General features: G+C 58.5%; 18 protein-coding genes. 2 read left to right on the top strand and 16 right to left on the bottom strand.

What is annotated here, in order from left to right; translation table 11 throughout:
• Positions 1–7 precede the first annotated feature (7 nt).
• From JF70_RS00680 to JF70_RS00660, 5 genes are all read right to left on the bottom strand, one after another.
• Positions 8–901: an alpha/beta fold hydrolase gene (locus JF70_RS00680; RefSeq protein ID WP_052690646.1), complete on the bottom strand. Its 894-nt coding sequence runs from the start codon at positions 899–901 to the stop codon at positions 8–10.
• 24 nt (positions 902–925) lie between these two features.
• Entirely contained in the window at positions 926–2,593 is a 1,668-nt protein-coding gene (locus JF70_RS00675; RefSeq protein ID WP_045935965.1) for an ABC transporter ATP-binding protein, read from the bottom strand.
• On the bottom strand, positions 2,593–3,561 hold the full coding sequence (locus JF70_RS00670; protein ID WP_197069070.1) for an ABC transporter permease: 969 nt from the start codon (positions 3,559–3,561) through the stop codon (positions 2,593–2,595). The genes JF70_RS00675 and JF70_RS00670 overlap by 1 nt, the downstream gene beginning before the upstream one ends.
• A gap of 5 nt (positions 3,562–3,566) precedes the next feature.
• Entirely contained in the window at positions 3,567–4,466 is a 900-nt protein-coding gene (locus JF70_RS00665) for an ABC transporter permease (protein ID WP_231578767.1), read from the bottom strand.
• A 213-nt stretch (positions 4,467–4,679) separates the two neighbouring features.
• On the bottom strand, positions 4,680–6,326 hold the full coding sequence (locus tag JF70_RS00660) for an ABC transporter substrate-binding protein (protein ID WP_052690645.1): 1,647 nt from the start codon (positions 6,324–6,326) through the stop codon (positions 4,680–4,682).
• Positions 6,327–6,662: 336 nt separating this feature from the next.
• Here JF70_RS00660 and JF70_RS00655 point away from each other — a divergent pair, with 336 nt between their 5' ends.
• Complete coding sequence (locus tag JF70_RS00655) at positions 6,663–7,775, top strand: LacI family DNA-binding transcriptional regulator (protein WP_045934917.1); 1,113 nt, start codon at positions 6,663–6,665, stop codon at positions 7,773–7,775.
• Between the two features lie 18 nt (positions 7,776–7,793).
• Here JF70_RS00655 and JF70_RS00650 read toward each other — a convergent pair whose 3' ends face one another.
• From JF70_RS00650 to JF70_RS00605, 10 genes are all read right to left on the bottom strand, one after another.
• Complete coding sequence (locus tag JF70_RS00650; protein ID WP_045934916.1) at positions 7,794–9,491, bottom strand: DEAD/DEAH box helicase; 1,698 nt, start codon at positions 9,489–9,491, stop codon at positions 7,794–7,796.
• Between the two features lie 202 nt (positions 9,492–9,693).
• The gene (locus JF70_RS00645) at positions 9,694–10,224 is read right to left on the bottom strand and encodes a heat shock protein transcriptional repressor HspR (RefSeq protein ID WP_052690817.1); all 531 of its coding nucleotides are present in this window, start codon (positions 10,222–10,224) and stop codon (positions 9,694–9,696) included.
• A gap of 52 nt (positions 10,225–10,276) precedes the next feature.
• Positions 10,277–11,281: a DnaJ C-terminal domain-containing protein gene (locus JF70_RS00640; protein ID WP_045934914.1), complete on the bottom strand. Its 1,005-nt coding sequence runs from the start codon at positions 11,279–11,281 to the stop codon at positions 10,277–10,279.
• A gap of 147 nt (positions 11,282–11,428) precedes the next feature.
• Positions 11,429–12,157: a nucleotide exchange factor GrpE gene (gene grpE, locus JF70_RS00635; RefSeq protein WP_045934913.1), complete on the bottom strand. Its 729-nt coding sequence runs from the start codon at positions 12,155–12,157 to the stop codon at positions 11,429–11,431.
• A 1-nt stretch (position 12,158) separates the two neighbouring features.
• Positions 12,159–14,039: a molecular chaperone DnaK gene (gene dnaK / locus JF70_RS00630; protein WP_045934912.1), complete on the bottom strand. Its 1,881-nt coding sequence runs from the start codon at positions 14,037–14,039 to the stop codon at positions 12,159–12,161.
• Between the two features lie 239 nt (positions 14,040–14,278).
• Positions 14,279–16,429 carry a 4-alpha-glucanotransferase gene (gene malQ / locus JF70_RS00625; RefSeq protein ID WP_045934911.1) on the bottom strand — a complete coding sequence of 717 codons (2,151 nt, stop codon included), beginning with the start codon at positions 16,427–16,429 and terminating at the stop codon, positions 14,279–14,281.
• A gap of 254 nt (positions 16,430–16,683) precedes the next feature.
• Positions 16,684–17,295: a DUF624 domain-containing protein gene (locus JF70_RS00620; RefSeq protein WP_045934910.1), complete on the bottom strand. Its 612-nt coding sequence runs from the start codon at positions 17,293–17,295 to the stop codon at positions 16,684–16,686.
• Positions 17,296–17,376: 81 nt separating this feature from the next.
• A complete protein-coding gene (locus tag JF70_RS00615) occupies positions 17,377–18,213 on the bottom strand; it encodes a carbohydrate ABC transporter permease (RefSeq protein WP_045934909.1) in 837 nt (278 codons plus the stop codon).
• The gene (locus tag JF70_RS00610) at positions 18,210–19,055 is read right to left on the bottom strand and encodes a carbohydrate ABC transporter permease (protein WP_045934908.1); all 846 of its coding nucleotides are present in this window, start codon (positions 19,053–19,055) and stop codon (positions 18,210–18,212) included. Before JF70_RS00610 ends, JF70_RS00615 begins: the two co-directional genes overlap by 4 nt.
• 126 nt (positions 19,056–19,181) lie before the next feature.
• Positions 19,182–20,531 (bottom strand): ABC transporter substrate-binding protein, encoded by a 1,350-nt coding sequence (locus JF70_RS00605; RefSeq protein WP_045934907.1) that lies wholly within the window; start codon positions 20,529–20,531, stop codon positions 19,182–19,184.
• A gap of 470 nt (positions 20,532–21,001) precedes the next feature.
• Between JF70_RS00605 and JF70_RS00600 the strand changes: the two genes are divergently transcribed.
• The gene (locus tag JF70_RS00600; protein ID WP_082069302.1) at positions 21,002–22,090 is read left to right on the top strand and encodes a LacI family DNA-binding transcriptional regulator; all 1,089 of its coding nucleotides are present in this window, start codon (positions 21,002–21,004) and stop codon (positions 22,088–22,090) included.
• A 25-nt stretch (positions 22,091–22,115) separates the two neighbouring features.
• Here JF70_RS00600 and JF70_RS00595 read toward each other — a convergent pair whose 3' ends face one another.
• Entirely contained in the window at positions 22,116–24,569 is a 2,454-nt protein-coding gene (locus JF70_RS00595; protein WP_045934906.1) for a glycogen/starch/alpha-glucan phosphorylase, read from the bottom strand.
• Between the last annotated feature and the right edge of the window lie 404 nt (positions 24,570–24,973).

The following is a 24,973-nucleotide window of genomic DNA, read 5'->3' as shown; positions in this document are numbered from 1 at the left end:
CTGAAGTTCATCGTTTGTCCTGCGCAGAATCCCAGAAGTCGTCCAGTAGAGCCGCCGTCTCTTCAGGCCTGTCGATGTTGGGACAGTGGCCGGCACCCGCAATCACCTCGTAGCGTGCGCCCAGCATGCGGGCCATTCTGGCCTGCCAGTCCTGAGGCCAGGAAAAGTCGTCGTGCTCGCCATGGAAAACCATCATGGGCAGGCCGGTGGCAGCCAGCTGTTCGGTCCTGTCATGCAGGTCGGCCAGCTGGTCTATGGTCCCGATGAGCTGGTCCTGGCTGGTCCGCTCTGCCCGAAGACGCTGGAATCTGTCCTGCGGGTTCAGTTCCTCGTCCGGCAGGCTGGCCCTGTCCGGGTTATCCAGCCTCCACAGATCCCCACCAGGGTGGTCCAGGAGCCGCTGACGCAGGTCCGCCTTCCGGCCCGGCCAACCATGGGGGCCGGACGACATGAGGGTAAGGCTGGCAAAGAGGTCAGGGTCGGCCAGGAGGGCCGCCTGGGCCACCACCCCGCCGAAGCTGTGTCCCAGGAGGTGGACCCGTTTGGCCCCGGTGTGCTCAATCAGGATACGGGCTACATCCAAGGCATCACCGGCCGTGGCCCCCCTGTCATAGGCCTTCCTCCCTTCAGGGGCCACCGAGTCTGCCTGCCCCCTCTGCGAGTAGGACCAGACATCCCAACCATCCTCTCCCAGGATGGAACTGATCTGGTAGAAGTCCTCCTTGGAACCGGTGAAGCCGGGAATCATCATGGCCACTCCCCGCACCCCCCTTACCCCCTTGGGGGCATGGAGGGCGGTCAGGTCGCCCACGGGGGCATGTATGACCATCGCCTCGATGTTCTCCGGCAGGGGTAGGTCCCCAAAGGGCACACCCCTGTCCACGACATGGTGGGATATCATTGTTTCTCCTGTGGCTTTCTGCCCTCAGGCCTGCGTGCGCAGGCTGGGGATGGCGTCGAGCAGCTTGATCGTGTAGTCGTTTTCAGGGTGCTGAAGAACCTGGGCCGTCCGTCCCCGCTCCACCACCGTGCCCTTGTTGAGGACCATGATCGAATCGGTGATCAGTCGGGCCGACAGGAGGTCGTGGGTGATGTAGAGCATGCTCACGTTCAACCGGACCCTCAGGTCGTCTAGGAGGGCCAGGATTCCGGCCCTCAGGGTCATGTCCAGCATGGAGACCGGTTCATCGGCCACCAGGACGTGGGGGTTGCTGGCCAGCGCCCGGGCTATGACCACCCTTTGGCGTTGCCCTCCCGACAGCTGGTGGGGGAGTTTGGCGGCATACTGTTCCACAGGGGTCAAGCCCACCGTGTCCAGCAGTTCCAACATCCGCCTGCGCGCATCGTCCCCCCTCAGGTCCGTGTAATTGAGGATGGGCCTGGTCAGCGTGTACTCCACCGTGTGGAGGGGGTTGAGGGCCGAATAGGGATCCTGGAAGATCATCTGAATGTCGGAACGCAGGGACCTCAGATCCTTGCGCCGCTTCATCTGATCAACCCGCCTGCCGCCCAGGGTGATGTTGCCTGAGGTCGGCCTTTCCACCCCGGTGAGCATTTTGGCTATGGTGGACTTGCCGGATCCGGATGCCCCCACCAGGGCCAAGGACTGGCCCGGGGAGAGGGTGAAGGAGACATTGTCGACGGCGGTCACCGAATCCTCACCCCGCTTGCGGGAGGGGTAGATTTTGGAGACGCCGGTCACCGTGACCGTCATATCTTCCTCATCGTCGGTCTGCGAAGTGGTTCCACCAACCGAGCCTGAGGCCTCGGCCTCATCGCGAGGCTTCAAGCCGGGCACTGAAACGTGTTCGGCTCTGGGATCACCATAATGGCTGAGGAGCATCTTGGTGTAGTCGTCCTGGGGATCGGTCAGGATCCGCCCGCTGGGGGCATCCTCTACGATCCGTCCGTTGTGCATGACCAGGACCCTCTGGGTGGACTCAAGGACCACACCTAGGTCGTGGCTGATCAGGATGGCGGTGAAGCCCTCCTGTTTCTGCAGCTCTCGGATGGTCCCCATCACCTCGTGCTGGACCAGGACGTCCAGTGCGGTGGTCGGCTCGTCGAAGACCATGAGCTTGGGCTCCAAGGCCAGGGCCAGGGATATGGAGACCCTCTGCCTCATGCCGCCCGACAGTTCGCCCGGGTAGGCGTCAAGCACGGAGTCCTGCAGACCAACCTTCTCTACAAGCTGCCTGGAATGGGCCTCATAGTCCTTCTTCTCCACGTTCCCGTGCGCCTTGTATATGTCCACGAAGTGCTTGCGGACGGTCCGCACCGGGTTCAAGGCGTTCATGCCCGACTGGAGGACCATGGCGAATCCGCCGCACCGCTGTCTGCGGAGCTCCTCCTGGCTGAGAGTGGTGATGTCCTTGCCCCCGAAGAGCACGCGCCCCTTGCTGATCCGGGCCGGCGGCTTGGAGAGTCGTGTGACGGCGAAGCCCAGGGTGGACTTGCCCGACCCCGACTCACCGACCAGGCCCACGAATTCACCCTGGTCCAGCGAAAAACTCACGTCCTCGACTGCCTTGACCGGTTCCTGGTCGGGGCTGTCATATTCGACGGACAGGTTCTCGACACGTAGCAGTTCCATCATGCCTTCCCTTCACGCAGACGGGGGTTGCTCAGGCGGTCCACACCGAAATTGATGAAGGTCATGGAGACCGCCAGGAGGGCGACCATGAGACCGGGCGCCAGCAGGAGTGCCCACTGACCGGTCAGGATCACATTGTTGTTCTGGGCCCAGTAGAGCATGGTGCCCCAGCTGACCGTGGTCGAGTCGCCCAGGCCCAGGAATTCCAGGCCTGCTTCCGACAGGGCGCCGGAGGTGGCCGCACCGAAGAAGTTGTTGATGATCAGGGAGAGCATGTTGGGGAAGATTTCATGGAAGATGATCCGCCAAGAGCTGTCCCCGCTGAAGGCCGCTGCAGTGACGAAGTCCCTGGAACGCAGGGACTGGGTCTGCGAGCGCAGGACCCGGGACCCCCAGGCCCACCCGGTCAGGACGATGACCAGTATGATTACGCCCATGCCTCCGTTCTGGAGGTAGGCTGCGATGATGATCATCAGGGGGAGGGAGGGGATGACCAGGAAGAGGTTGACGATGAAACCGACGAACTCCCCGGCGAATGAGCGGATGTAGCCCCAGCTCAGGCCCACCAACACGGCTATGCAGGTGGATAGGAGGCCGGAGACCATGGCCACCATGACGGAGACCCTCCCGCCCCACAGGAGCTGGGAGAGGACGTCCTGCCCGTTGCTGGTGGTACCCAGCCAGTGCTGGGCGCTGGGTCCGATGCTGGCCTCGAAATCGCCGGCCTTTGGATCATAGGGGCTGAGCCAAGGGGCAAACAGGGCCGAAAGGACGATCAGAGCCAACAGGACCAGGCCGAACCTGGCCTTGGGCACCTCCCAGACCGTCTTGAACCCCTTGCCTATCACCTCCAGGGCCCGGAGGACAGGATTCTGGCCCCTGGCGGTAGGGGCCTGCGGCCCTTGGGGGTCATTCCCATTCCCGTGTGCGGAAGTCTGCATCCCTGTGCTGACGATGCTGTTCGTCATCGCCCTCACCTCCTCGTCCTCGGGTCAAGGACCCCGTAAAGAATGTCCACGATGAAGTTGGCCACCAACACGCTGATGGTGATCATCAGGAAGATGGCCTGCATCAGGGGGTAGTCCTGGTTGGTCACGGCCTGGTAGAGGAGGAGGCCGACCCCCGGGTAATTGAAGACCTGCTCGACCAGGAGGGAACCGCCGACCACGCCGCCCAGTACCAGGCCGAAGGAGGTCAGGTTGGGAAGGAGGGCATTCCTGGCCGCGTACTTGAGCATGACCGTCCGTTGGCGCAGGCCGTTGGCCTCGGCGAAGGTGACGTAGTCATCACCCAATGTGTTGATCATGGTGTTGCGCATGCCCATCACATAGCTGCCCAGGGAGGTCAGCAGGATGGTCAGGGCCGGCAGTATGGAGTGCTCCACGGCATCGGATATGAAGTCCATCGAGAAGTTGGGTATTGCGGTGGACGAGTAAGCGCCGGAGGTCGGGAAAAGGCCGGCCTTGTAACCGAGGAAGAAGAGGAGCATAAGGGCCAGCCAGAAAGAGGGGAAGGCCGAAAGGAAGGAGCTGGAGATCGTACCGGTCACGTCCACGGCGGTCCCCCGCTTCCAGGCCATGAGAGCCCCGAGTGCGGTCCCGATGATGAAGGAGATGATCGTCACCAGCCCCACCAGTGTCAGGGTCCAGGGAAGGGCTGCCCCCACCAGATCCGATACGTTCTGCGGGAAGTTGCTGTACGAGACGCCAAAGTTCAGGTGGACCACATCCCCCAGATACTGCCAGTACTGGCTGAGCAGGTTGCCCTTGGGCATGCCCAGCTGGGCTTCTATGGAAGCCCTGACCTCAGGGGTGACCGGCCCGTTCTGGGACAACTTGGCTATGGCTGCGTCGGCGGGTGAGCCTGGCATCATCCTGGGCAGTATGAAGTTGACGGTTATGGCCGCCCAGAGGGTAACGAAGAATAGACCAATTTTCCCGAAAAAATATCGCACGTGACGACCTTTCATCCGTCAGGGGCGGGGGCGGCCCAGTAGGCAGGCCAGGAGGGACTGGCTGTCCCGACGGCCCGGCAGGACCGCCACCGAACCAGCCCGCTCCCCTTCTGCCCTTATGGGCCCGGCCTCTCAGGCCTTCTTGATATGGGTTACCACCATGAGGACCGACTGGGTCCAGGTGCTGGGTGAGGTGTAGGGGTCGTCCTCACTGGGCCAACCCGTGTAGTTCCGTGTGCTGAACAGGCCCCAGAGACCGCCGTAGAAGAGACCGATCACAGGCACATCGTCGTAGACGATCTGCTGGAGCTGGTCGACTATGTCCTTCTGGGACTTCTCATCGGCCGCCTGCTTGAGCTGGGCCAGGAGTTCATCGGCCTTGGGGTTCTTGTAGCGCTCGAAGTTGGCGTTGGCCGACTGACCCACAGGAACCGCGAACTCACTGTTGAGCAAGCCGTTGTAATCCTGGAAGACGCTGCCGGTGCCTCCGAAGGAGGAGATCAGGAGGTCATAGTCGCCGTTGTTCTGCGCCTGTGTGTATGCGGCGGGCTGGGGCTGGGTGAGCTTGACGGCTATACCCAGCTTGGTCAGCTGGCCCTGCATGGTCTGCACCCCGCGCAGCCAGTCGGTGTAGCCGCTGGGCACGGTGATGTTGACCTCGAGCTGCTTGCCGTTGGAATCCACCAACTGGTCGCCCTGCTTCTTGTAGCCGGCCTTGGCAAAGTACTCCAGGGACTGGGCCTCGTCCTGGGAGACCTTCCCCTTGTTGGGAATGGAATCGTTGACCCACTTGTCATGGTTGGGCAGGATGAGGCCGGTCTGGGTGGCACCGTCCACATAGCCCTCCTCGGCATCCTTGGCGATCTTGTCGCGGTCAAGGGCATAGCTGAGGCCCTTACGGAAGTTCACGTCGCTGAAGGGGGCCTTGGTCAGGTTCGGGTAAAGGGAGACCGTACCCCCCGGAGGGAACCAGTAGTGGTTGTGCTGCTTGTCGGCGCCCACCCAGGTCTTGTCCACGTTGTTGATGAAGGAGTAGGCCCAGTCATACTTCTTGTTGACCAGGTCCAGCTGCTTGTTGGAGGCGGGCAGAACGATGGTGTCGGCCGCAACCTTCCCGGCCTGCCAGTAGTCCTTGTTCTTCGCCAGGGTGTACTGGTTGGGCTTGAAGGTGTCCAGCTTATACGGGCCGGTCCCGACGGGGTTCTCATTGGTCCACTTGAGGGGGTCCTTCACACCCTTCCAGATGTGCTCCGGGACGATGTTCTGCTGACTGACGATCGACACCGCAGGCACATCGTTGTCCTTGAACTGGAAGGTCACTTTGGACCCTGAGGCCTCAAGGGAGGAGATGTGCTGCCAGACCCCCAGGGAGTCCATGGCCGCATCCTTCTTGACCAGGTTGAAGGTGAAGACCACGTCCTGCGCCGAGAAGGGCTTGCCGTCGCTCCACTTGACCCCGTCACGAATCTGGAACTCGACTGTCTTGGGGTCCACGATCTTATGCCCGCTGGCCAGGAAGGGGGTTGAGGTCCCATCGAGGCTGTTGACCACCTCGAGGGGTTCGTAGATGAAGTTGATGCCTATCCTCTTGCTGGTCGAGAATGGGTTGAAATTACGGGTGAAAGTTGGACTGCCACTGTCACCGCCGAAGAGGATCTGATTGCCTGCGGCAGCCTGCTGCGTTGCTCCGGACTTACTTCCGCACGCCCCCAGTCCCAGGAGGGTGGCCCCTGCAACCAGTGTTGCAAGGATCCTCACCGCCACTGTTTTCCGTCTCATATGTCTCCTTTGTCCGCATTGACATTCACGGGCCAAATCCGTCCTCTGCCATCTGGGTGCAGTCGGCACCGTGCATGCACGGGTGGACTCCCGAACCTGCACGGCTTCCTGTGACGGGACCGGATCGACCATCGCACTTTCTAGTGTATGCGCTTACATTAGAATGCGCAAATCTGCTCCTGTCATAGGATTTTAAGCGTATGCTTTCCCTTAGATTACTAGATATAGTTGCCCTCATTACCGGATAAAAGAAATAATGTTAGCGCTATCAAATCACGCGGTCAATCACACGTTTCGATGATATGCTGTATGAGATGTATGAAAGAGGGAAAGCGGATGGCAAGGAAACCGACCGTCTACGATGTCGCCCGCGAGGCCGACGTATCCATAGCCACCGTCTCCAGGGTCCTGCGCACCCCGGAGAGGGTGAGGCCCGAAACCAGACAGACCGTGCTCGAGGCCATAAATCTCCTGGGCTACCTACCAAGCGGCAGTGCACGAAGCCTGGCCGCCCGGCGGACCAATACCATAGGCCTCTTTCTGCCCAACATCGACCAATTGGACCAGATCGGCGACTTCGAACTGGTCAGTGAGGATGCCGCCGACATAGTCTTCGACCCACCCCACGCCCAGGAGAACAATTCGGATTCCCTCTACTTCGACGAGGTCTTGAGGGGGTGCGAACTGGAATCCTGGCGGCAGGGCCTAAGCCTCATGGTCAGCATCGGATTGAAGGGGAAAGATGGCGACATTCCCCAACTGATCAACAGTATGTCGGAAAAGGTGGACGGCCTGATTGTCCTGGCAAGGTCCGTGCCTGATAGCGTCCTGGCCTTCCTGCGCAAACGCCTGCCCGTGGTCATGATCGCCAATGCCCCGGTCAACCAGGAAAGCGAATTCGACTTGGTCCGCGTGAGCAACCGCAAGGGCATGTACACCCTGGTCAGGCACCTGTTCGAGAAACACCAGGTGCGGCGGATGGCTTACATGACGGGCATGGATGATTCTCCAGACAATGGCAAACGCTACGAAGGGTTCTGTGAGGGTCTGAAGTCAGAGGGGCTGGAGCCCTCCGCCGCGCCAATCTACAGGGGGCAATTCTCCCAGTCCGTCGCCTACCAGATCGCCGCCAGCCTGGCCAGGCAGGGCACTCTCCCCCAAGCCCTGGTGTGTGCCAACGACCAGATGGCGCTTGGGGTCCTGAGAGCCCTGTCAGATGCGGGTATCAGCGTTCCCGACCAAGTCATCGTCACCGGGTTCGACGGAATCAAGGAGGCCTCCGTCTCCCAACCCCGCTTGACCACAGTCCGCCAGCCCATGGTTAATCTGGGCCGGGCCGCCGTCTCCACCCTGGTCAGGCGCCTGGGCTCACCGGAGTGCCCGCCCATCTCCACCGAACTCCCTGTACAGGTCCAACTCCGGGAGAGCTGCGAGGGGACCATGGTCTGACCCATGCGGTCTTACCAGTCAGTGGGACTTGACCTTACGGAAGGGATTATTGTCCCGCCTCCGCCTGCCTCCGCCATGCCTGTGATCACCGTTGCGGTAGGTGCGGCCGCCGTCGTCGAAACGACCGCCATCGTGGCGACCCCGCGCACGGGCTTCGCCCGCACGGCCACGATTGCCCCTGCCTCGATGGCCACCGGCTTGGACGGCATGATTGGAGTCAGCATGGCCATGCCGCCTGCGCCCGTCGAAGGGACGATCCTCGTCAAGCCCGTCAGCCCACTTGCGACGGGGATTTCTCCCTTCTTCACCATCAGATTGCCGGCCAGAGCCCCTCGGCCGCCTGTCGAACCGATCGTATCCCCGTCTCCTGCGGGCGGGCCCACCGGATCGACGACCACGAGAACCGGCCTGCTTGCGGTCCTGTGGTCCTCGGCTTTCAGCTATGGCGGCCTCCAAGGACCAGCCCTCAACCAGGGGGGCGTGGGGTCCCACAAGATCGCCCACCTCCTGGGAGTTGGCCGTGACTCCGACCGGCTTGGCATCTATATGGGCCATACGCAGCATCCGCCGTGTATCTCGCCGCTGATTGGGCAGGACGACCGTCACCACGTCGCCGGAGTGGCCAGCCCTGGCCGTACGCCCGGAACGGTGGAGGAAGGACTTGTAGTCGGCCGGAGGGTCCACCTGAACCACCAGATCCACTCCACTGACATCCATACCCCTGGCCGCCACATCGGTGGCCACCATGACCCGGACCAGACCTTCCGAGAAGGCCTTGAGGTTCCGGTCCCTCTGCCCCTGGGAGAGGTTGCCGTGCAACTGGACGGCGGGGATGCCGTTGTCAATCAGATTCTTGGCCAGCTTCTTGGCTTGGAACTTGGTCCTGGTGAATAGGATCCTCTTGCCCTGCCCTGCGGCCAGCGTGCGGACCAGGTCGTGCTTGGCAGCCTGCGTCGTCTCGAAGATGTGGTGGGTCATCAGATCCACATGCTGGGTTGCCGAATCCACCTCGTGAATCTTGGGATCCTTGAGGAAGCGCTTGACCACGGCATCCACTCCATGATCAAGGGTGGCTGAGAAGAGCATGCGCTGACCACCAGGACGAACCTGGGCCAGGATCCGCTCCACGGCAGGCAGGAAGCCCATGTCGGCCATCTCATCGGCCTCGTCCAGCACGGCGATCTCCACGTCCTCCAGGCTGAGCTTGTGCTGACGGAGCAGATCCTCCAGGCGACCAGGGCAGGCCACCACGATCCTGGCACCGCGCCGAAGCGCATCGACCTGACGACCCTGGCCTACCCCGCCGTAAACAGTGCAGGTCCGCATGCCGTAGGCCTGGGCCAGGGGGTTGAGAACCTCGTCGATCTGATTGGCCAGCTCGCGGGTGGGAGCCAGGACAAGACCGCGCGGGCGGGGCAGACCGCCTGAACCGGCGGCACCACCGCGGCCATGGGCGGCCCGTCCTCCTTCGCCGGAAGCCAGTCGAGCCACCAGAGGAATGCTGAAAGCCAGGGTCTTGCCGGAACCGGTCCGGCCCCGTCCCAGGATGTCACGGCCAGCCAGGGCATCAGGCAGAGTGTCCCGCTGGATGGGGAAGGCGCTGGTCTTGCCGTCCTTGCGCAGGACGCGTACCAAGGGTTCAGGCACCCCCAGCCGGTCGAAGGTCATACTTTCTACGGCGGATTGGCCGGAATCGGAAGGATTGGAATCGGGCATGGATGAAGCAGTCACAATGACCTTTCACAACAGGGAAGAAAACGGTACTGTCGGTCGACAGTTCGCAGGCCGCGTGCAAAGCAGAGAATGACGAATTTCGCGCAAGCGGTTTCCCCGTACTCAAAGCATTCAGGCGACAATCGACCGCAGCTCTTGGGCGAGCGGCCAACCTGTACACCATAGCACAGGCCCCTCACCTGCTTCAGGAGCGTACGCTCCAGACGATCAGCGATTTGGAATCAGTCGGGTCGGCCTCGTCATGCATCGTGTCCTGCCGCCAGAGCCGGGCCCTGCTGGAGCGCCTGACTTCGACAACCCGGCCATCGGCGGCGGCTGCGAACATACTGGACCCCTGCGACTGGTGGGAGCGCCGCAGCTGACGCCTCAGCTGGCGATTCTCCTCTGCCAGGGCCAGGATCCTGGTCACGCCAGCCAGGTTGATGGACTCGTCCTGGCTCAGATGCTGGGCCTGACCCAGCCGGTCCAGATCCCGCAGGGAGTATCGGCGCGCACCCCCCTCGGTCCGTTCCGGCACGATCAGACCCAGCCGGTCGTATTGGCGCAGGGTCTGCGGATGGATGTTGGCCAACTGCCCGACCTGGCCGACACTGAAGACCGGCAACTCGATGTCCAAGCCGGCATCATCGGCAGCATCCAGGCTGATGCGCCCGGCCACCAGGCCGCGAGCGCAGGCCAGATAAATCCGCCTGGTCTCGGGATCCACCCTGACCATGATCATCACTCCTTCCCGCTGTTCGCTCCGACTTGATCCCGCGTTCGGATCGTCATATCTTCATGCGCTCACCGGCGATCCGCTCGTCGAAGTCGCCACTGGACTTGGCAAAGTCACGCATGGCCTTCTTCTGGGCCATGCCCAACCGACCAGGCATGCGGATCTCAAGCCGCCCCACCAGGTCGCCCTTGCCGCGCCGGTCCTGAACCCCCTTGCCGGCGATGCGGATCTCGTCGCCGCTGGAGGAGCCGGCCGGGATCTTGAAGGTGACGACCTGGTCGTCGATGTCCCGGGCCTGGACCTTGGCCCCCAGGGCCGCCTCAGCTACCGTCACCGGCAGGATCATGACCAAATCCCTGTCCTTCATGGTGAACCGTTGGCTGGGCTGGACGCTGATCTGCAGGTAGAGGTCGCCATTGGCGCCCCCGTCCCTGCCAGGCCGACCCTTGCCAGCCAGCCTGATCCGCTGGCCATTGCGCACCCCGGCGGGGATATGCGTCTTGAAACGCTTGCCGCCCACGCTCAGGGAGACCGTGGCCCCCTTGACTGCCTGACGGAAGGACAGCCCAATTTTCGAGTTGCGATCCTCGCCCTTGACAGGCCTGGGCCTGCTCTCCTGGTAAGCGGTCCGACCGCCACCACCGGCACCTCCACCGAAGGAGGAGAAGATGTCAGCAAAGTCCGGCTGCCCCGAACCGTCGCCGAAACGGATGCGGGTGCCTCCAGGCGCTCCAGCCCCACCGAACATGGAGCCGAAGATGTCCGAGAACGCATCGGTGTTGAAGCCGCCCTGGCCGGAACCCCCGGCGAACCGGGCTCCCCCCATGCCGAACTGACGGATGGCATCGTACTTCTGACGCTGCTCCTTGTTGCTGAGCACGTCGTAGGCCTCGGAGATGTCCTTGAACTTCTCCTCGGCCTCCTTGGTCTTATTGAGATCGGGATGGTATTTGCGGGCAAGCTTGCGGTAGGCCTTGGTGATCTCCGCTTCGCTGGCGTCCTTGGAGACACCAAGGACCTTGTAATAGTCCTTGCTCAGCCATTCATTCTCAGCCATCCATGTCTCCTTTCCTCATAAGCTACGAATATATCGAATTGGAATCCGCCCTTTCGCGTGCGGCGGCGGGCGGGACTATGACCCACCCAGCCGCCGCATGCGAAGGCGTCGATTCAGCCTGCGGAAGGTCCGCAATCACCGTCCCTGCTACTGACCGGGCGAAGTCACCACTACTCTTGCAGCCCGGATCACCCGGTCGCCGATCCGATAGCCTGCCTCGACGACCGTGTCAACGGTCTCTTTCTTGGCGTCGGGGTCCGGCTTGTGCAGGATGGCCTCATGCTTGGTGGGGTCGAAGTCCTCGCCTTTTTCACCGAACTTCTCGACGCCGAACTTCTCGAAGGTCTTGTCGATCTTCTTGGCCACGGCCTGGAAGGAATCGTCCATCTGCCCGTGCTCCTTGATCCTGTCAATGTCATCAAGGGCCGGAAGAAGGGCTGTCAGTACATCCACGATGCCATGCTGGCGAAAGATGTCCTGCTCCTTCTTGGCGCGGTTGCGGAAGTTGACGAACTCGGCCCGCTCACGCTGGAGGGCCTCCAGATAATCGGCGGCCTCCTTCTTGGCCTGGCCCAGAGGAGTCAGTCCATCTGATCCCTTGTCGGCACCGTCCTCCTTGGCCGAGTCAGCATCAGTCTTGTCATCAGCCTGAGCATCCGCTGGCGACCCGTCCTTGGCGGAGGAATCCGACGAGGACTGGCTGGCCGCCTGGCTCTCGTCTGCAGCGGTCTTGTCGGCGTGACGGCCGCGAGCCGCTTCCTGGTCGGGCGACGAGGCGGCGTCAGAGGCCTTGGCCTCGTTTCCGTCCGGTCCGCCGCCGGCGGCGGCCGGGTCGCCCTTCAGCGGCCCGGCATCATCCTTGTCGAAGGCTGACATATCACTCGCCGTCCTTCTTCTTGTCGTCGTCGTCCACGACCTCGGCATCCACCACGTCGTCATCAGCGGACGAGGAGGAGCCTGCACCCGAGGCAGCGCCTTGAGCGCCTGCAGCGTCAGCAGAGCCCTGCTGAGCGTAGAGGGCCTGGCCGATCTTCTGGGCAGAGGTCATCAGCTCGCTCTGGGCGTTCTTGATCTTGTCCATGTCCTCGCCCTTCAGAGCCTCTTTCAGAGCGTTGACCTTGTCGGTGACCTCCTTGGCCACCTCGTCGGAGATCTTGTCCTTGTTGTCATTGACCAGCTTTTCGGTCTGGTAGGCGGCGGACTCGGCGGCATTGCGGGTGTCGGCGTCCTCACGGCGCTGCTTGTCCTCGGCTTCGTGGGCCTCGGCCTCCTTGACCATGCGGTCGATCTCGTCCTTGGGCAGGGCGGAACCGCCGGTGATGGTCATGGACTGCTCCTTGCCGGTGCCCTTGTCCTTGGCGGAGACGTGCACGATGCCGTTGGCGTCGATGTCGAAGGTGACCTCGATCTGAGGGACGCCACGCGGAGCCGGAGCGATGCCGGTCAGCTCGAAGGTCCCCAGAGGCTTGTTGTCACGGGCGAACTCGCGCTCACCCTGATAGACCTGGATCAGCACGGAGGGCTGGTTGTCCTCGGCGGTCGAGAAGACCTCGGACCGCTTGGTGGGGATGGCGGTGTTGCGGTCGATCAGCTTGGTCATGATGCCGCCCTTGGTCTCGATGCCCAGGGAGAGCGGGGTCACGTCGATCAGCAGCACGTCCTTGCGGTCGCCCTTGATGACACCGGACTGCACGGCAGCGCCGACAGCCACGACCTCATCGGGGTTGACGGTCTGGTTGGCTTCCTTGCCGCCGGTCAGTTCCTTGACCAGGTCCTTGACGGCGGGCATACGGGTGGAGCCGCCGACCAGCACCACATGATCGATGTCCTGAACCGAAATGCCGGCATCGTGCAGCACGTTGTTGAAGGGCGTGCGGCAGCGGCCCAGCAGGTCGGAGGTCATCTCTTCGAAGTGCGCCCGGGTCAGGGTCTCGTCCAGGTGGACTGGGGTCCCGTCGGAGGTCATGGCCAGGTACTGCATGGAAATGCTGGTGGACGAGGAGGAGCTCAGCTCCTTCTTGGCCTGCTCGGCAGCTTCCTTGAGCCGCTGCAGGGCGATCTTGTCCTTGGACAGATCCACGTTGTACTTGTTCTTGACCTCGCTGACCAGCCAGTCGATGATCTTCTGATCCCAGTCATCGCCGCCCAGCTTGTTGTCACCGTTGGTGGCCTGGACCTGGATGGTGGAGAAGCCATCGTCATCCTTGCCGATCTCCAGCAGGGAGACATCGAAGGTGCCGCCGCCCAGATCGAAGACCAGGATGCGCTCGTCCTCCTTGCCCTTCTCCAGACCGTAGGCCAGAGCTGCAGCGGTGGGCTCGTTGATGATACGCAGGACGTTCAGACCGGCGATCTTGCCGGCATCCTTGGTGGCCTGGCGCTGAGCGTCGTTGAAGTATGCAGGGCAGGTGATGACCGCGTCGGTGACGGGCTCGCCCAGGTAGGACTCGGCGTCCCTCTTGAGCTTCATGAGGATCTGGGCCGAAATCTCCTGAGGGGTCCACTTCTTGCCGTCGATCTCGACGGACCAGTCGGTGCCCATGTGGCGCTTGACCGAGCTGATGGTCCGGTCCACGTTGGTGACCGCCTGGCGCTTGGCCACTTCGCCGACCAGAATCTCGCCGGACTTGCTGAATGCCACCACCGACGGCGTGGTCCGCGCGCCCTCAGCGTTGACGATTACCGTGGGCTCGCCGCCCTCAAGGGTTGCAATGCAGGAATTGGTGGTTCCCAGATCGATGCCAACTGCACGTGCCATACTCGTTACCTCCTGATGAAATGGGGCGTAGGGTCTGACCCCGCACCTCGACGTTCACGTTCTCCGCTCGCGCTTCGTTCGTGGCCCCGATGGCCGACTTCCGTCGTCCCGGGCAAGCAGCCATCATGACCACTCCGAAACTTGAGCCTACATCACTCAACTTCTTCTGGCAAATATTATTCCCGTTACCAAGAACGCTGCTGACAAATGAGCGAATATCGGGATGGTTGCAGTTCGGCTCACCCTTTCTGCATAATCCCGGCAAGTGCGCGAACACGGGCCATATCGAACACCTTGTCAGCACTCACTGCTTGTCCATGTTCATCAGCCAATGGAACGCGCCAATTGGGGTATTCATCGACCGTGCCGGGCTGATTCTGCGAACGAGCCTCACCCACTCCGTCAACCAACGCGGCGACCTTGAGCAGGCAGGGGGACTCGGCGATGGCACGGTGCATAGCCTGCACGATTTCCTGCATATGGCCGTCCTCATCATCGGCGGCTGCTTTATCCAACCAGCCATGGTCCTGCAGAAAGTGCAGCATGGCCGCATGCTCCTGCTTGGCAGTATGCTCAAAACTGGCAGGCGACGTGTTCAGCAGGTGCAGCTTCTCTCTGAGTCGCACATGTTCATAACGAAGATATCCAGCCGTTGGCGGCAGATCATGCGTGGTCACGGCCGCCAACGCACACTGGCGGTACTGTGCCGGATCCGTAAACCGTCCATCTTGCTGTTCAAACCACTCAATGACGGTGCCCAGAATGCCACGTTCAGCCAAAGCCTGAGAAGCGTAACGGGGGACGACACCCAGATCCTCCCCGATGACCATCCCTCCGGAACGAGTCGCCTCAATGGCCCAGACCGCCAGCATGGCATCCTGATCATAGGACACATAGGCTCCCTTGCTCGCAGGCAACCCGTCAGGAATCCACCAGAGTCGGAACAAGCCCAAGGCATGATCGATGCGGACGGCCCCGCAATGAGCAAACATGGCATGGACCAATTGCCTATAGGCCGAAAACCCGGTCCGCTGCAAACTCATCGGATCAAGCGGCGGCTGCATCCAATTCTGCCCCTGCTGATTGAAAGCATCTGGCGGGGCGCCCACCGTAGCACCGGATGCATAAGATTCCGGATGGGTCCAGACATCAGCTCCAAGAGGATTGACACCGACAGCCATGTCTTCCATCAGACCAATAGCCATGCCGGCATCCCGGGCAGCCCTCTGCGCCCGATCCAGCTGTTGATCAGCAACCCATTGCATCCAGACGTAGAAATCGAAGTCGTCATGATGCTCCTGCAGCAGGTTCCTGACAGCGATGGAATCCGGGCCGAATCTATGGAACCATGAGTCGGATCCAGAATCAGGCCTACCCCAACATTGGTATGCCAGGCACCACAAGGCGAAGTCCTTGAGCTCAGCACCACCGGAATCAATGAACTGTTCCAGCTGTCCAGCACGTTCCTGACTCAGCTCACCCTCGTCATAGATGATCCGCAAGGCTGCCTCTTTGCACTTCCAGCTATGATCCCTGTCAATTACGTCAGGATCGGCATCATCCATAGATACCTGCTTCAGGAGCGTGTGGATACGTTGCTTATCCCTTGGCGGCAGATTCTGATATTCGTCGATCAGCTCAGGTCGGATATAGAGGGGATTGATAAACACCCGAGAGGATGGAAAATACGGCGAAGGCGTCATTGGAGGCACTGGCTCGGCGGCATGAATGGGATTTATCAACATGAAATCGGCCTTGGTCTTATCAGCGGCATCCACAAGAAGCCTACGTAAATCACCGAAATCGCCGACACCCCAGGATTGCGGCGAGCGCACCGAATACAGCTGAACCATCCAGCCCCATCGTGGATGCTCAGCAACCGCAGCCGGCAGATCGATATGTCCCGGCGCAGCAATCACCGTCGACACCGCGCTCCGCACGCCGTCCGATACGGTGAGCTTGTGGTACCCAATCGGAATCCTGCCATCCAAAACCAGAAAGAGGGGTCGACCGTCATCCGGGCCGCCTCCCGACGCGATCGCCAGCGACGATGATTGATCCGTTCCGTCCTCGAGTCTCAACGAAACTCGCACGGAACCTGCAGATGCACGAAGTGGCACCCTGACAGCATTGCCCACGGTCTGCACGATGGTCGGCGGACACAACTGTTCATTCTGTTCACGAAGTATGCGCTTCAGCGATAGACCGATCTGCGCATCGTCCTTGGCTGGAACACCCATTGCCCCCAGCACTCTGACGAGCACATCGTCATCTATATGCTGCAATTCGCCTTGCTGATCCTCATATTCAGCAGCAACCCCGCACAAAGCGGCAAGACGTGCCAGTGCGCCCGTAGTGTCCGGCAATGACTGCACTGCTTTCGCACTCATGATTTGACCTCATTCCACCCTGCGCAACGTGTGCCTTCCTGGCATCCCAATGGCATTACCCCCGGACCATCGCCCCGTGACATAGTTGATCTCCTTTGCTTACTTTGGCAGCAAGTCGAATACCGGGAGCAATCGCACGAGGTTCAACAGCCACCAAGATTATTCTTGCAATCGTTGTCATTCCTTAATCAGCATTGCATCGCCTTTTCATTTACATCCGAGTCAATTTGATGGAATCGTATACATGCTTATGTCTATTGCGAATTGCCGGTCCGATACCTGTCAAGGGTGGGTTTCTGGATCGGCGTATGGAGCATGACAAGTGTTCCATACCCTAGAACCACGAGAAGGAAAAGCCCCTGGGGAAGGTGGAACCAGCAGACGGCCAAAAGCAGTAAATACGCCAAGTCCATGACGGCCAAAGCCGCTGTGCGCGGCCAATTGACAACGCCGATGACCAGTGCGTTCAGCATGGTCCGCAGAACAGTATTTTCAAAACCGGCTTGCAGCGACCAGACCCATTCGAAGACGATGGCCCATAGCAGCCCCAAGGCGAATCCGGGTATCAGCAAGAGGGGTACGCGCACCAGGAGCCATCCGCATATCAGCAGGCAGCCAATCGGGCACAATATCAGCCATATGCACGTGGACTGCACAAATTCCACTCGAAAGGCATGGAAAAAATCGGCAGTCACATGGCCTCGTCCCTGGAGGGACCTTCGAGCGGCATAATGTCCTGCCGACAAAGCCGCACCAATGGTAACCAAGGGCAGGCCCGTAACCAGCATGAGCATGTTGATCCAGATGGCATCCGCCAGATCCGACAATCCGCGCATCAACCCTGAATCGGGAGAGAGAAAACCCATCAAACCTCCATGCAATGATGCTCAGCACGGGAGCCCGCCAGGGAAGAAGATCCGGGCAGGCCCCGTGTCTGAAACATCGGCCTACCCCTTCACTGCTCCGGCAAGCACACCTTTGATTATGTACTTCTGGCAAATCAGATAGAAGATAACAATCGGGATGATTGCCAACACCAGGCATCCCATCATGGCACCCATATCCACACTGCCATAACCGCCTTTTAGATACTGAATGGCTATGCTCATCGTTTTGAACCTGCGCATGTCCAAGGTCAAATAGGGCAAGAGGAAGTCATTCCATATCCACATAGCCTCGAGGATGGCCACTGATACAATCGAGGGCCGCATGATTGGCACCACGATTCCAAAGAAAGTACGTGGAATACTTGCTCCATCAATCATGGCTGACTCCTCCAGCTCCCGGGGTATGCCCTTGATGACGCCAGTGAAAATGAAAACAGCCAGACCAGCGCCGAATCCAAGATAGACAAGGCACAATCCCCAAGGTGTGTTAAGCCCCAGCATGTCCGCCAGCTTGGACAGCGTAAACATGACCATCTGGAAGGGCACGACCATGTTGAACAGGAACAGGACATACAAGGTTCTGGCCGCCCAATTATCGACGCGGACGATCCACCATGCACACATGGAGGTGCAGATCAGAATCAGCAGCACCGATCCAACCGTAATGAGCACCGTCCATCCGAAGCTGGCAATCAAGTCGGTCCGCTCGATGCCACGCCGGTAATTCTCCAAACCAACGAATGCCCTGCCTACAGGTATCGAGAAGGCATTGCGCGATATATATGCCTTGTTTTTGAAGGAATTGACCAGCACCAGCACCAGAGGGAACACCCACAGTATGGATACCAGAGTGAAAAAGACGCTCCATAAGCCGGATTTTTTGGTTTTCTCACTCATGCCGTTACCTCCTTGCTGGTGGTAAGCCGGTTCTGTATCAGCGCAATCAGCGCCACGATAACGAAGAACACCACTGCCTTCGCCTGCCCGACGCCCTCAAACCCGGTCCTGCCATAAAACGTCCGGTAAATGTTCAGCGCCAGGAGCTCAGAGGTGTTCGAAGGCGCGCCATTGGTCAATGCCAGGTTCTGATCGAACATCTTGAAGCCGTTGGTCACTGTCAGGAAAGTGCACACAGTTATCGACGGCATCATCAGGGGTAGCGTGATCAACATCAGCCGTTGCCGGCTATTGGCACCATCGACCGAGGCGGCTTCCAGCACATCACCGGGAAGAGCCTGCAGGCCGGCAATATAGATGATCATCATGTATCCGATTTGCTGCCAGCAGTACAGGAGCACCATTCCCCAGAATCCGTACATTCCCGAGTAAGTGATGGATCGGCCCCATCGGGAGAGCACGCCGTTGAGCAGCAGCAGCCAAATGTATCCAAGAACGATGCCGCCGATCAGGTTCGGCATGAAAAAGACAGAGCGAAACACATTCGCCCCTCGGATCGCCTTTGTCAGCATGTAGGCCACCGCGAATCCAGCTACGTTGACAACAACAGTCGTCACTATGGTAAAGGCGACAGTATAGACCAAAGCATGCCAGAATTCCCCGTCGGCCAGCGCTGCACGGTAATTGGCTAACCCGATGAATCGTGCATCAGTCACTGTCGTAAAACGACACAGGCTCAGCCACACACCCATAAGAAAGGGGACAATAAATCCGACTATGAAGGCCACCACTGTGGGCACGGTAAAAAGGACCCACCAACGCCGTATCGATCTGACTACCATGGGTCATCCATTCCTTCCCCGGCTCCATCCAAGCCCGCCATGACCATTCCTCACAAATTCGGACAAGTCCATGACGGGCAGCTGCTCATCTCAGCAAGCAGAATGGAAGAGCCGACGCTCTATATATCAGGCCTGACGATTGACCTGATACTCCTTGGCCCAATTGTCTACGAACGCCGACTTGACCTTATCCCAGCTGCCGGTGCCCTGCGCGTACTCCAGAAGGGCGTTGCCCAGGTCATTCTTCCACTGCTCGGAGGGCATCATGGTGAAGTTCCAGCTAACCTGGGTCTTACCGGACTTGGAGTCTTTGACTGCCTCCTCAACAAGAGGATTGTCGGATTTTACATCGTCGAAGCTCTTGAAGGGGGTGGTAAAGCCCATATCGCTGCTCATGGCTTTCTTGCCCTTTTCGGACGTTATCATCCAAGCCAGGAATTTCTCCGTCGCCCGCTGATCATCCTTGGAGGCCTTCTTGTTGATGCACCAGTAATTCTCCGAACCTGTCGCCAGTCCCTGATCCTTCTCGCCGGGAGCGCCGATGTAGATGGGCATCATGCCGATCTGATCCTTGGACATACCTGCTTTCTCCAAATCAGTCCATGCCCAGGTTCCATTCTGATATAGAGCGGCCTCTCCAAGAGCAAATTCCGAATTGGCGTCATCGCCGGTCTTGGAGCTCAGCTGCTTGGGATCAGTGGTGGAATCCTTCAGATAAAGATCGAAGATTTGCTTGAACTGAGGCAGATAAGTGCCCTTGACGGATTCTGGCTGAGTGGCGATCTTATCTTCCTTGAGTTCGTAATAGAGAGGAATATTGGCCAAATGCGTCTTGAAGCGCCAATCGGAGCTAGAGTCGAACCCCGCCGAGGTAAAGGCACCCTTGACGCCAAGCTCATCCTTGTGCTGCTGAATGTCATCAGCAACCGCCTTGAGCTTGTCAAATGAATTTATCTCCTTCACGGACTTGACCTTGGCATCAGGCAACTTCATGTACTTGCCCATGATGTCCTTGTTATAAATCAGCCCATAGGTCTCCATGGCATAAGGAACTCCCAGGACCTGCTGACCGTCATCCGACTTGAGCGCCAGGTCTTGATTGGTCAGTTGACGATACACTTCGCTTTTGGACATGTCTGCCGTATAAGACTTCCAACTGGCTAGGCCCACGGGTCCATTCACCTGGAATAAGGTCGGAGCCTGCGATTTGGCCATCTCCGACTTCAGCGTCTGTTCGTATGTATTGGAGGCCGCCGTTTGCACATCAACCTTGACGCCGGTTTCCTTGGTATATTCTTCAGCGATCGCTTTCCACTGGTCCGCTGCTTCTGGTTTGAAATTCAGGAAGAAGACCTTGCCAGCGGCTGTCTTACCGCCATCAGCCGATTGAGCCGATCCGCAGGCGCCCAAGGCTCCGACGGACAAAGTCAGAGCCGCCAATAGACCAATTCCCTTGGTTATCGTATGATTCATCATCGAACCTTTCTTTCTTGTTCAGTCGAATTCCTCGCTGTCACTTGTGTCCAGCCAGCGACTCGTGCCGAACTGAAATTCGACCTAACTTCTATTGTCCACAAAAAACGGAAAAATGCAAACGATAGCAATAAAGGATGGCGGAATGCGGTTTGCTAAGTCATTTCATCGACATGTCCGTTCTATGATTCGGCTCAACATGACTCTTTTAAGCCCACAAGACTCAGGATTCTCTATAATTCAATCGTTGTCATCAATGCGTCAGCCTTTCACACGGTGGCATCAACAGCATTCGTGCGATCGATTTCAAAACCTATATAAAGACTGCAAACGCGCTATTTCCCGGATATAACATCTGCGACGGATTAGATCTGCATCCCAGGTTCTATAATAAAGATGAAGTAGATGAAGAAGGAAATTGCTATCGTTATCTATCAGATACGAGGGCAGGCTCCGTCACATCGAACTGGATCATGGAGGAGGATTCGAATGAGGTGCTGCACCATAACGGCATCCCCAGCGGACGTCTCCTCTTCGGCAATCGGAGGCACCCAGTGAAATCCACCATCCAGGACGTTGCCAGGAAAGCCGGCGTATCAGTCTCCACCGTATCCCGGTCTTTCACTCGTCCACAGCTGGTTTCCGCGAAAACACGCGCCAAAGTCCTCACAATTGCCCGTCAGTTGGACTTTAGCATATCAAGATCGGCAGCAGCGCTGAAGTCAGGACAATCCATGCGCATTGCCATGCTCATAAGCGACAGTGTGACCAAATGGTTCAACAGCCATGTCTTCGCGGGCCTCAATGATGTTCTTCAACAATCAGGCTACGATATCTCCATTTATACAATGAATACCTTTGAAGCACGCAGCCGGTTTTTTTCCGATTTGCCAGTTCGTCGGAACGCAGACGCGGTAGTGGTTTGCTCATTCAACATAGAGCCGGATGAAATCGCCAGGCTGGGGAACATGGATGTGCCTATCGTAGGCATCAACATCCCAGCCATCAAGGAATTTGACGCAGCCGTTTATATCGACGACCGCGACTCCATGCGTCTGGCTGTCAACCATCTGATCGGCCTAGGCCATCGACGAATAGCATTCATTAGGGCAGGGCACGGTTCACCCTTCCGCTATAGGGCTGACGAGCGGCTTGAAGGCTTTATGGATGCCTGTCGCAAGGCGGACATTCAGGATGAGGCCACTGCCATACAATGTCCTCTCGGGCAAGATGTCTACAACTCAGCCTTGTCCCAACTCCTGGCACTGGAACCAGCGCCGACAGCTGTATGCTTCCAAACTGATGAATTGGCTATACCAATTCTTTACCGTCTTCATCGCTATGGCCGAGAAGTCCCTGACGATCTATCCGTTATAGGTTTTGACGACAGCACCTACAGCGACGCAATCGGACTGACCACCATACAACAGGATCCTTACGCCATGGGCAGGGCGGCAGCAGACAAGATACTCAGCCTGATCACAGGAAAGGATGCGGGGGAACTTTACCAAATGTTCCCCACGCACCTGATCCTCAGGGATACAACCAAACCTCCCCGGTGACCTTCCTGCAATCGTCAGGCCCCGCTTATCTGCGTGTTCCTGGCATCCAAATCCGGGTCAGATAATCCTCTACCGCCCGATCGGAACTGAAAGAGCCGCATCGGGCGATATTGAGTATGGCTTTGCGAGCCCACTGATCGGGCTGTCTGTATGCTTGGTCAATCCTGCGCTGAGCATCCATGTAGGCTCCGAAGTCAGCCATGACCATGAATTGATCGTGCTTCAGCCAATCCTGGACAAGCTTGCGATAAGTATCACGATCACCATGCGAAAAGGCTCCTGATGCCACCATATCAATAGCAGCTCTCAGACGAGCATCCTTGTCATAATATGCCATAGGAGCATATCCCTCAGCATCCAAAGCATGCACCTGATCCACGTTCAGCCCGAAAGCAAAGAAGTTCTCTGCACCCACCTTCTCGCGTATCTCCACATTTGCCCCGTCCAAAGTTCCGACAGTCAGAGCCCCATTCAGCGCGAATTTCATGTTGCTTGTCCCGCTGGCCTCCTTGCCGGCCTGCGAAATCTGCTCATCAAGGTCCGTGGCGGGAATCAGGTGTTCCGCCATGCTGATGTTGTAGTTTGCCGGGAAATACACCTTAAGCAATCCATCGGTCCGTGGATCCGCATTGATGACTCTGGCCACATTGTTGATCAGCTGGATGGTCAGCTTGGCCATGGCATAACCAGGGGCGGCCTTTGCACCGAAAATAACCGTTCTTGGCTGCGCCCGATGATTGTCGGATCCTCCGGCGATTATATCGGAGTAATCAGCAATGACCGCCAATATCTTCAATGACTGCCGCTTGTACTCATGCAGGCGCTTGACCATGACATCGAACATGGTTGAAGGGTCAGGGCTGAAGCCATACCGTCGTTGAGCGTAGAGAGCAAAATCCCTTTTATTGTCATCCTTGACGTGCATGAAGCGCGCCACGAAGCCGTCATCATCGGCCAGCGGTTCCAAACCAGACAGTTTGGAAAGGTCGGCAACCCAAGAATCAGTCCCCAAACCCTCCGTAATCAGATCCGAGAGCCGCGGATTTGCCAGTCTCATGAAGCGTCTAGGAGTCACTCCATTGGTTACGTTGGTGAACTTGCCAGGATAAACGGTGTGAAAGTCCCTGAGCGTGACCTCTTGCAGAAGTCTGGAATGCAGCTGTGCAACACCGTTGACCTTGGTGGATCCAACCGTAGCCAGATAAGCCATGCGAATTGTAGGATCCTCGCCTCGCGTGATGATACGCATGGCATCAATCCGCTCCTGGTCAACCTGTTCGTCCCTCAAATATCTGACAAAATCAGCATCGATGCGCTCGATGATCTCCATATGCCTGGGCAACAATTCCGCAAAAAGCGAGCGCGGCCACTCCTCCAAAGCCTCTGGCAAGAGCGTATGACAGGTATAGTTGAAAGTCCTCTGTGTGATCTCCCATGCCTGTGCCCATTCATAGCCGAAGTCATCCAAAAGGATGCGCATCAGTTCAGCGATCCCGATGACCGGATGCGTATCGTTCAACTGGAAACAAATATGATCAGGCAGAGCACTCAGATCAGGATGAGCCTGACCATGGTAGAAGGTTGCTATGGCATCGGCCAAGGATGCAGCGACAAAGAAATACTGCTGCTCCAATCTGAGACGCTTGCCGTCTGTATTGGAATCCTCGGGATAAAGGATCGCGCTGATGGTATTCGCTCGCACCTGAGCCTGTACCGCACCGCCATAGTCTGACTGGTTGAAGCGTTGCAGATCAAAGCCATCCAATGCTTCAGACTGCCAGAGACGAAGCGTATTTATACGCCCAGATGCATAACCAGGAATCGGATAGTCATAAGGAACCGCCTGAACCGACCAGGCCGGGTGCCAAACCCTATGGCCGCCCTGTTCCGTGACCTGACCTCCAAAAGCAACCCTTTGCGCTCTCTCCGTCTGTCGATATCCCCAGGCATCGCCGGCAGACAACCAATCATCGGGCTTTTCCGACTGTCTGCCATTTGCGTCGAAGACCTGCTCGAATATGCCATAGCGGTACCGAATACCATACCCGATGGCCGGCAGATCAAGCGAGGCCAAAGAATCCATAAAGCAGGCTGCCAGTCTGCCCAATCCGCCGTTGCCCAAACCGGGCTCATGCTCTGCTTCGATGACGTCATCGGGGTCAAAACCCAATTCCCGCATGGCTTCATTAAATTGATCAGTCATCCCTGCGTCCAGAAGAGCATTGGGCAATTGCCGCCCCAGCAGATACTCTGCGCTCAAGTAGCCCACAGTCCTGGTCGTGCCTTCGGCCATGCGTCGATTGCTGCACTTCCAAGATGGCGCCATACGATCGCGTACCAGCTGAGAAGCTGCTTGATAAATCTGAACCGGCGATGCTGCAGCCTCATCGACTCCCCAGCGTTGAACCAGTCGTTTGCGAACCCCCTCAGCAAACTCGGCTGCTGATATTGATGCTCTTGGCTCAGTCAATTCCGTCATTGGGCAGTTCCTCCATTCTCGCCATTGATGCCAAACCTCGCCTCGGCCCGGTCTGCTTTGACAGTGGCCTTCCCCGTCCTTGCCCGGAAAGGCCATTACCAACACCGAATCGCCATCAATGGCATAGCGCCAAGCGGCTACTTGTATTGCACACGTTATCATAATAAGAAACTTGTCTGCCTGCAAATCATTACTCAGCCTTTACAATCACTGGAGAAACAGTAACTATCCTTCAATCTGCGGCAAGTCTTAGAAACGAAGAGATGACATACATTAATGACACCGTTTGCAATTCAAAATCAGCTTTACTTTCACAAAATCCTCCGATGATGCAGACAGGCAGACTGAGGCTCCTGCTCAGCACATACCGTCCGCGGTATTGCAACCAGGCTAGCCAAACAGCC

This window comes from Bifidobacterium mellis (genome assembly GCF_000967265.1).
Lineage (GTDB): Bacteria > Actinomycetota > Actinomycetes > Actinomycetales > Bifidobacteriaceae > Bombiscardovia > Bombiscardovia mellis.
Note: the sequence above shows the minus strand (reverse complement) of the source record. Positions and strands in the feature narration are given on the sequence as shown.

Coding starts and splice junctions, on each gene's coding strand:
- JF70_RS00665 (WP_231578767.1), bottom strand. CDS start 4,466: ATGATGCCAGGCTCACCCGCCGACGCAGCCATAGCCAAGTTGTCCCAG.
- JF70_RS00615 (WP_045934909.1), bottom strand. CDS start 18,213: ATGAGTGAGAAAACCAAAAAATCCGGCTTATGGAGCGTCTTTTTCACT.
- grpE (WP_045934913.1), bottom strand. CDS start 12,157: ATGTCAGCCTTCGACAAGGATGATGCCGGGCCGCTGAAGGGCGACCCG.
- JF70_RS00645 (WP_052690817.1), bottom strand. CDS start 10,224: ATGGTCAGGGTGGATCCCGAGACCAGGCGGATTTATCTGGCCTGCGCT.
- JF70_RS00660 (WP_052690645.1), bottom strand. CDS start 6,326: ATGAGACGGAAAACAGTGGCGGTGAGGATCCTTGCAACACTGGTTGCA.
- JF70_RS00650 (WP_045934916.1), bottom strand. CDS start 9,491: ATGCCCGATTCCAATCCTTCCGATTCCGGCCAATCCGCCGTAGAAAGT.
- JF70_RS00680 (WP_052690646.1), bottom strand. CDS start 901: ATGATATCCCACCATGTCGTGGACAGGGGTGTGCCCTTTGGGGACCTA.
- JF70_RS00605 (WP_045934907.1), bottom strand. CDS start 20,531: ATGATGAATCATACGATAACCAAGGGAATTGGTCTATTGGCGGCTCTG.
- JF70_RS00670 (WP_197069070.1), bottom strand. CDS start 3,561: ATGACGAACAGCATCGTCAGCACAGGGATGCAGACTTCCGCACACGGG.
- JF70_RS00600 (WP_082069302.1), top strand. CDS start 21,002: ATGGAGGAGGATTCGAATGAGGTGCTGCACCATAACGGCATCCCCAGC.
- malQ (WP_045934911.1), bottom strand. CDS start 16,429: ATGAGTGCGAAAGCAGTGCAGTCATTGCCGGACACTACGGGCGCACTG.
- JF70_RS00640 (WP_045934914.1), bottom strand. CDS start 11,281: ATGGCTGAGAATGAATGGCTGAGCAAGGACTATTACAAGGTCCTTGGT.
- JF70_RS00595 (WP_045934906.1), bottom strand. CDS start 24,569: ATGACGGAATTGACTGAGCCAAGAGCATCAATATCAGCAGCCGAGTTT.
- JF70_RS00610 (WP_045934908.1), bottom strand. CDS start 19,055: ATGGTAGTCAGATCGATACGGCGTTGGTGGGTCCTTTTTACCGTGCCC.
- JF70_RS00620 (WP_045934910.1), bottom strand. CDS start 17,295: ATGGGTTTTCTCTCTCCCGATTCAGGGTTGATGCGCGGATTGTCGGAT.
- JF70_RS00655 (WP_045934917.1), top strand. CDS start 6,663: ATGGCAAGGAAACCGACCGTCTACGATGTCGCCCGCGAGGCCGACGTA.
- JF70_RS00675 (WP_045935965.1), bottom strand. CDS start 2,593: ATGGAACTGCTACGTGTCGAGAACCTGTCCGTCGAATATGACAGCCCC.
- dnaK (WP_045934912.1), bottom strand. CDS start 14,039: ATGGCACGTGCAGTTGGCATCGATCTGGGAACCACCAATTCCTGCATT.